Source organism: Clostridium sp. AM49-4BH, assembly GCF_003478335.1.
In the GTDB taxonomy this organism is placed as follows: Bacteria; Bacillota; Clostridia; order Lachnospirales; family Lachnospiraceae; genus Butyribacter.
This window is the reverse complement of record NZ_QUFB01000017.1, coordinates 45374-53124: the sequence shown is the minus strand read 5'-3', so window position 1 is coordinate 53124 and position 7751 is coordinate 45374. Positions and strand designations below refer to the sequence as shown.

Here is a 7751-nt window from a genome sequence, read left to right as displayed (position 1 = left end):
TATTTTGGATAATACACAAAATGGATATGCAATCAATGCACCAGTCGTAATAATATAATCTGGTTTTTCCTTCCTAAGGATTTTGACTGATTCAATAAATAATTTTATAAAATGTATTATAAAAGCTTTCTCGCGTCGATTGATTTGCTTCAATATATATATATTCTGTAAATTTGTATCCTTTGCTTGTCCACCTTCTTCAGTTACGAAAAAGCTATTGTATGTTTTAGCAATTTCTTTTAAGCACATAAGTTCCTCCCAATGTCCCCCTGACGAAGCAATAAATCCTATTTTACAACTGCCATGATTATTCCCCATCATTATTCACCTCTATTACAATAATGTGATCAATTAAACATCCTATTTTAGTCTATCTCACCCCACAACCACAACTTCCTCAACCCCCAGCACTACTTCCGTCTCCCGTTCAAACAACTGGATCTTCGCTTTTACCTCCTGTCGTTTGGCATCCACGCTGACGAATGTGCCTTCCATACCTTCAAACGTACCGCTTGTAATTTGAACGGTATCTCCTGCTTTCCAGCTTTCCATGGTCTTTTGAAATTGTTGTTGCTCTTGTTGCTTTGTAATATCACGTTGTTGTTCTTGCTTTAGTTTTTCTTCACGTAAGTTTTCTTCGGTTGTTTTGCCAATGACTTCGAGTGCGACTTTTGCTTTTGTGTATCTGCCAAAGAGTTCGACTTCGATCTCTGCAACACGCTTATGGCGATCGACGTAGCAGATCTTAGCATGTCCATAGCGAAGTGGACCGCTTAGGATTTCAACGTGCTCGCCAACCTGGTAGCCGACCGATGGTCGTACGATGTCTTCGTCATCCATCATTCCCCGCAGATATGTCTGTTCTAACTCATGGATCGGCGTAAAGTTCTCGGCGCTGCGAAGCACTTTCGTCACTTCCGGAATCGCATAGCAGGCACGGATAATGTCTGTAATGCGATTCTCGTCGGTATCAATAAAGATATAGCCGGGAAAGAGCGTCTGGATCAGTTCTTTCCACTCGCCACGACGTTTCTTAAGTGTTACGCATTTCGGCAGGAAGATCCGTTCATACTTCTTGGTATTGATCACCTGCTCGCACAACTTTATGATCATTTCTTCATTACCTGTCTGCACCTGCATTACATACCACATACGAATCCTCCATTCATTTATATACGAAAAAAGCACAAATCATGTTCTGATCTGTGCTGTCGCATTTCACATATTGAAGAATTGGTACAATTCCGGTATTATGTACCGAAAAAAGGGTATGCTCCGCCACTTCCTATCAAATGCTCCAAAAAAATAAGCAATGAATAGAAAATCATCAGCAAATATAACCATCCTACTCTCATAACGCGACAATGCGACGATTACTCAATCAGATTTTTGTAACTTACGTATACGCTGCTTGCATGGACGCGTCTCTACAGGCAATTGCGCTTAGATACTTTGAGAGTGTACCTCGGGAAAGGCACACTTCTCAAAACACAACGTATAATATTTATATCATGAAGCGGCCGCTTTCACAAGCCGCACCATAACCACTCTTACATAGCTTCACACTCTCAAGATGTGATCACCTAACCACTCTCACCTACATTGCACCTTCACGATGCAGCACGACCAACACCGTCTTGAACAGGATCTTAATATCAAGTCCAATGCTCCAGTCATTGATGTACTTCGTATCGAGTGCCACGACTTCTTCGAAGTCGGTGATATCACTTCGTCCACTGACCTGCCACATTCCGGTGATTCCCGGTTTGGTTGCAAGTCTTGCACGGTGATGGATTTCGTATTTTCCCCATTCGTCCATTGTTGGTGGACGTGTTCCAACGATGCTCATATCACCTTTAAGTACGTTGAAGAACTGTGGAAATTCATCGAGACTCCAGTCTCTGATATAGTTACCGACCCCTTTCTTGATCGTGCCATCAGCACGCTTTTTGCAGCCGATAATACGAGGGTCGAACTCCAGCTTAAACATCATGCCGTCTTCTACACGGTTTTGCTCCATAAGCTCCTGCTTGCGCTCCTCTGCATCGAGGTACATACTGCGGAACTTATAGATCTTGAATCGCTTACCGTTCTTACCGACTCTCTCCTGTGCGAAGAAGATCGGTCCCGGCGACTGAATATAGATTAACGGTGCCAGGATTACAAATAAGATTCCGGTAATGATACATCCAACAATTCCTCCGCAAATGTCGATCAATCGCTTGAGGAACAAATCTCTGCCGGATGCATAGTTTAAGGTTGTCGTTAGCACAGTATAACCGCCCATATGCTCTACCATCTGACGATTAAGAATGAGTTCCTTGTTTTCAAACAAGTTTTCGTGCACGACGATGCCCATATCGACGAACTGTGCCACCAACTCCCTGCGCGTTTTATAATTATGAGGACACGCCATAAATAATTCATCCACCCAACCCCTGCAGACATACTCTATGACGGTGCTTTCTGACGCTACGACCGGAATACCTTTGATCTGCTTGCCGATCATATCTTTATCTAATATAACGATACCGCGCACCGTATATAGCTGATAATATGTGTCCCCCATCGTTTTCAACGTCTCGTATATGGCATCCGACGTCGATACGATAAGTAATGCCGGTTTATCACCACTGCGATGCATCTTGTTGACCGCTTCTTTCATAATAAGCCTTGTCACATAAGAAATCGGCATGTAAAATGCGGCACACAGAAACAGCACGATTCGCGAGAATGGCTGTGCGTTTTGCACTGCAAACAAATATAGAGTAAACGCCAAAATGACGTACACATCATGTTTGACGGTTGCATACAGTTCCTGAAGCATTCCGCGCTTTAATACATTTTTGCATGTATTGCATACAAAGAGCAATACAAAATCAATAAATCCAAGCACGATCGCTGCACTACGATATAGTTGAAAATGATACGGATTCACCGCACCATGACGAATAACATATGCAATTAAGAATGAGAGTTCCAAACAGATTATGTCTAATATTATAAAGTCGATATGTTTATACCAGCCTTTTGCTTTACGTCTGTACATTCTCTCACCTTCCTTTTATCTGTAGCGATACGCTTATGTTCCCCACGCCTTACCATTCGTTGTCATCTATACTACATATAAACTATAGGTTATTTCCTACAGAATTATTTTCAATTTCATTCTCTTGCAGTTGAATTTATCATAAACTGCTATCATTATACCCACTGATGTGACTTTTTTGTTCTTATTAATGTTCAGATATCTATTGTCTTATACGCCCCTGTCACCAGTGCAGTTAACCATTATCATGGTCTGCAACATGAATAACCTCTTATTTTGAAAAAAAGCAAATTGCTTACAAATCAGATTTCTCCGATTTGCAAACAACCTGCCCCGACACTCACCTTAGACGGTACGATAAATTATTTTACCTTACCCTTGAAGCCTGCCTTCTTGAGAGCCTTCTTGAACTTCTTGAGAGCCTTCTTGCTCATCTTAGGAGCCTTAATAGTGATCTTCTTTGTGTTAAGACCAGCAAAAGCACCCTTCTTGATGGTAACCTTCTTGTTAGCTAAAGTGATAGTCTTGAGCTTCTTGCAGCCCTTGAATGCATTCTTGCCGATGGTCTTAACGTTCTTTCCTACGGAAATCTTCTTAACCTTCTTGCAGTTCTTGAATGCATTTGCGCCGATAGCAGTAACCTTGTATGTTACACCCTTAACCTTGATAGTTGCTGCAACCTTAACTGTAGCCTTTTTAGACTTAACAGCTGTAACAGTTGCTGTACCCTTCTTGGAAGTCTTAACAGTAACACCCTTAACGGTAGCCTTTCCATTAATAGCCTTTGGAGCCTTTACTGGAGATGTAGCTGCACCTGCAGGAGCTGCTGCTGTAACTACTAATGCTGCTGCTAAAGCACTTACTAATACTTTCTTCATTGCCTTCATTGTCATTTTCCCTCCTTTCGTATTCGGAATCATCTATGAGTAAACCGTTCCCCCAAAATAGGAACAGTAGACCCAGCATAGTCATATGAACCGATTGGTTCACTCTCTGCTGTCATATCATTGAGGTGTCAATAACACCAATGCTGACAGCCCATAATTACTTGGAGGCGTAATAATATTCATTACCCTTGCTGTTACTGCCATAATAGCCGTAACCATATCCATAACCGTATTTCTTGCCGCCATACTTCTTGTAGTAATAGCTTCCTCGGTTACCACCGACACGGTTAAGTACGATACCAAGTACCGGACAGCCTGCTCTTTCCAGCTGTCGAATGGAGTTGCGCACCATTTTCTTCTGTGTAAACCCACCACGTACTACGAGAATCGCTCCATCACAGAGGGAACCGATCTTCTCGCCATCGGATACGAGGTTGAGTGGAGGTGCATCGATGAATACGTAGCGGTACATATCAGCCATAGTATTCAACATATTTTCAAACTGTTTGCTCTCCATCAACATGGATGGATTGACAACGTTTTTGACATTCGGCAGAATATCTCCACCGGATATCTGTGTATGTAACACAGCATCCTGAATTGGGATGTCATGTGCCAATATATAAGAAGTACCCCAGACTTCACTGCCATCATTCATTGTAATGTCATATTTGTCTGTCATGACGGACTTACGAAGGTCGGCATCTAACAGGATCGACGGTGTTCCGGATTCTGCCATCTGACGCCAAAGCTGCATCGTTACAAACGATTTTCCCTCGTCTGGCATAGTACTAATTACCATAATCTTTTTAATATCGCTTCCCAGGAAACTGATGTTGATACGCAGTCTGTTGACCGCTTCCTCTACTGCATATGGCAGCGTCGGCATATTTCCTATGGTTACTTCATTCATCTCGCACTCTCCTTTGTGTTTTCGTGCTATCTAACGGTTTGTTTCGTTTTTATTGACTGCATAAGCGCTGTGCTTTCTGCATTATTTGTTTTGTTCTTGCTTCTGATCGTCTTTTTTCTTTTGCTTTCTGGCTTTCTTGCGCTCTTTGTGAGCTTTCTTCTTCTCCTTAGCGATCTCTTCCTCTCTTTTATCGGAAATTTCTGCAATATCACCCTCAGGGATAACGGTAAGCGGCATTACACCAAAGGCTTTCTCAACCTCTTCTGCAGATCGCATCGTATCGTCCATCAGGAATAATACAGTAAGCACTGCCATCACAAGCACTAACATTCCAATAGCACCGATTGCGATATTCTTAACCAGATTCGGCGAACATGGTCCTTCCGGAAGCACTGCCTTTTCAGCAATGTTCGGAGCCGTTGTCTCCATCAGCTTCGGCAGATACGTTACCGCTGTCGCTGCTACGCTGTTTGCGATCGTCATTGCCTCTTTTGCTGAGGTGCTCTCTACCGTGATCGCCAAAATACGAGTCTCACCCACCGGTGCGATCGTCAGCATTTCAAGCAGCTCCTCATATTCGTAGTCAAGGTTGCACTCCTTAATAACATCCTCTAAGATTGGACGGATCTTGATCAACTCAGTATAATCCTCCGAAAGAGAGGTACCGATGTTCAAGTCATTCAAATCAACGATCTTGTTATTGGATGCTGATACTACATATAACTTTGATGTTGCCTGATACTTTGGTGTGATCAGGAAGTGCGTGATTACTCCTGCAGCAACACCACCGACTAACAATGCAATGATCAATATTAAAATTTGTGAGCGAAAATATTGAAATAACTCCAATAAGTCAATTTCCACTTCTTCGCTGTCTTGGTCCTGGATTTGAATCTTGTCCCTTAACTTACTCATTTAAGCTCCCCTTATCAACATGCTCTGTGTATATCTCTGATCTCCCATAATATGCCATTATTACCTCAGCACTATTTCTTGAACTCTGTATGGCAGATTAGAATGCTATTTATTTGTCTTAGGCTGTTCCATCAGCGGATATAATTTTTTGACTATTTGCTCAATTGATGCTGCATCCGCATAAAATTCTCTGTGTTCTAAGCCATCTCCTAACGCCTTGCCCAGCTTTAATTTGCCATCTATCGTAAGCATTCCCTGGGATTGGTACTCATTAATTGTGTCTAAATAATGCATCAAATCATTTTGATTAATTTCAGATATTGCATATGAGTCTAATGCATTGAGTAATGTTGCTGCGAACTGATTATCTTCAGCAATCTTCTGCTTTGCCTTGTCCGCAAATGCACTCATATACTGTCTTTGTCTTCTCATTCGTGATGTGTTTTCTTCGTCTCCAACTCCATAACGGTCGTGAATATAGTGAAACGCTTGTGAATCTGATAATGTGATTGTCTTGCCCTTCACCATTGCCGCATCCACGCTTGAGAAGTCGTCTTCCAACGTTACGGTAACACCACCAACCTGTTTATTAAGGACCGGTATCGCTTTCATTGGAAGTTCATAATAACCATCAATCGGTACGCCACCAAGCAAATGAGACACTGCGGTGATCGTGTTTTCACACCCCTGCTGTCTATTACCTCCATACCAGTGTGCTGTACACAACTGAATATCTGCTGTTGCCTCGCCTTCACCTTTGTTGTCCAATAGATGAATTTCCGTCATGGTATCACGGTTAAGCTGCAACATTCCATAGGAATGATTCTCCTCATCAAATACGACCAATAACATGAAATCTGCCATGGCACCCTGATAATCCTCGCCGACGCCATCTTGATTGCCACTGACATCTGTTCCGATGATCAACCATGAAGTTACTTTATGTAATAATCCGTATTTATGATGGTTAAGTTTGACTTTCTGAAGGGAATCCCAATCAATCGGCTGCTCCGTTTGCTCTGCTGTGTGGTTCTTCGAGCCTTTTTGTTTCCGGTTCGTATTGCCGGAACGATATTCCATTAAGAATAAACCCGTCAGACCGATACATAACAGTACAATAACCGTAATACATATCGCCTTCGATCGATTACTCTTCCCTACACGCTTATCTTCCATTATGGTAAGATCCTTTCTCCCAGTGCATCAATTTCTTGCAAATACTGTGCACCAAGCTTGCAGGCTATGACATTTCTGCCCTCCTGCAGATTAGGCAGCCTCGTTTTCATGTTATGGCAATCCGATCCAAGTATTACCTCATGGTCACCGGATTTCAAAAACCCAAGCGCCCTGTGTCTGGTTCGCCATGACAGGAAACTCTCTGTATTGATCTGCGTATACACCGGAAGATCAAATACGGCTTCCCAATATTTTTTGTCTTTTTGAAATGGATAATAACGCTCAATGTGTGCAATGATCAAGGTAAGCTTTCGCTTCTGTACAAGAAACTTTACGTCCTCAACCACTCCTTTATCCCACTGTGCAAACGGCATTTCTAATAAGAGAATATTCGTTCCTTCGATACAAAGCTCCGGAACCATCTCTGCTTTGCCCATGCCTGCGAAATAATACACCTCAGCACCCTTGTAAAATACTGGAGGCTCGATGCCCTTCTCTTCCATTCGGAACAGCAAGCGTTGATATGATTTCTCACGTCGATCCAGAAAATTTTCTACCGAATCCTTCCCCGCATAAAAATGTGGTGTAAAAACGATCCGATCAACTCCCTGCTCTTTCTCAAGAGCCAAAAGTTCTAAAGATTCCTGTGAGCTGCCGCTCCCATCGTCAATACGTGGCAAGATGTGTGTGTGAAAATCTATCAAGTCGTCATCTCCCTCCGGCAGTCTGCCTGCGTCACAACATGTGCTTGCTTTCGTCATTATGCAAAACCTTTTGTCATTCTGTTTCGAAATGACATATTATGTATTTT

7 protein-coding genes and 1 pseudogene are annotated in these 7751 nt (G+C 42.4%); all 8 read right to left on the bottom strand.

Features of this window, described 5'->3' with window-relative positions:
- Positions 1–321, bottom strand: a pseudogene (locus tag DW981_RS06740) (polysaccharide biosynthesis protein); the annotation flags it as partial.
- A 54-nt stretch (positions 322–375) separates the two neighbouring features.
- Positions 376–1152 carry an antiterminator LoaP gene (gene loaP / locus DW981_RS06735; protein ID WP_118507192.1) on the bottom strand — a complete coding sequence of 259 codons (777 nt, stop codon included), beginning with the start codon at positions 1150–1152 and terminating at the stop codon, positions 376–378.
- Between the two features lie 445 nt (positions 1153–1597).
- Positions 1598–3049, bottom strand: coding sequence for a sugar transferase (locus DW981_RS06730; RefSeq protein ID WP_118507191.1), 1452 nt, complete (start codon positions 3047–3049; stop codon positions 1598–1600).
- A gap of 362 nt (positions 3050–3411) precedes the next feature.
- A complete protein-coding gene (locus DW981_RS06725) occupies positions 3412–3936 on the bottom strand; it encodes a leucine-rich repeat domain-containing protein (protein WP_022024991.1) in 525 nt (174 codons plus the stop codon).
- A gap of 157 nt (positions 3937–4093) precedes the next feature.
- Complete coding sequence (locus DW981_RS06720; protein WP_118507189.1) at positions 4094–4849, bottom strand: CpsD/CapB family tyrosine-protein kinase; 756 nt, start codon at positions 4847–4849, stop codon at positions 4094–4096.
- Between the two features lie 81 nt (positions 4850–4930).
- Positions 4931–5764 (bottom strand): Wzz/FepE/Etk N-terminal domain-containing protein, encoded by an 834-nt coding sequence (locus tag DW981_RS06715; protein WP_118507188.1) that lies wholly within the window; start codon positions 5762–5764, stop codon positions 4931–4933.
- A gap of 105 nt (positions 5765–5869) precedes the next feature.
- A complete protein-coding gene (locus DW981_RS06710; RefSeq protein WP_118507187.1) occupies positions 5870–6940 on the bottom strand; it encodes an LCP family protein in 1071 nt (356 codons plus the stop codon).
- Positions 6940–7644: a CpsB/CapC family capsule biosynthesis tyrosine phosphatase gene (locus tag DW981_RS06705; RefSeq protein WP_147352620.1), complete on the bottom strand. Its 705-nt coding sequence runs from the start codon at positions 7642–7644 to the stop codon at positions 6940–6942. Before DW981_RS06705 ends, DW981_RS06710 begins: the two co-directional genes overlap by 1 nt.
- Between the last annotated feature and the right edge of the window lie 107 nt (positions 7645–7751).

Bases quoted from the DNA above. Each gene is read 5' to 3' on its own strand.
- DW981_RS06720 (WP_118507189.1), bottom strand. From the start codon at position 4,849: ATGAATGAAGTAACCATAGGAAATATGCCGACGCTGCCATATGCAGTA.
- loaP (WP_118507192.1), bottom strand. From the start codon at position 1,152: ATGTGGTATGTAATGCAGGTGCAGACAGGTAATGAAGAAATGATCATA.
- DW981_RS06715 (WP_118507188.1), bottom strand. From the start codon at position 5,764: ATGAGTAAGTTAAGGGACAAGATTCAAATCCAGGACCAAGACAGCGAA.
- DW981_RS06730 (WP_118507191.1), bottom strand. From the start codon at position 3,049: ATGTACAGACGTAAAGCAAAAGGCTGGTATAAACATATCGACTTTATA.
- DW981_RS06725 (WP_022024991.1), bottom strand. From the start codon at position 3,936: ATGAAGGCAATGAAGAAAGTATTAGTAAGTGCTTTAGCAGCAGCATTA.
- DW981_RS06710 (WP_118507187.1), bottom strand. From the start codon at position 6,940: ATGGAAGATAAGCGTGTAGGGAAGAGTAATCGATCGAAGGCGATATGT.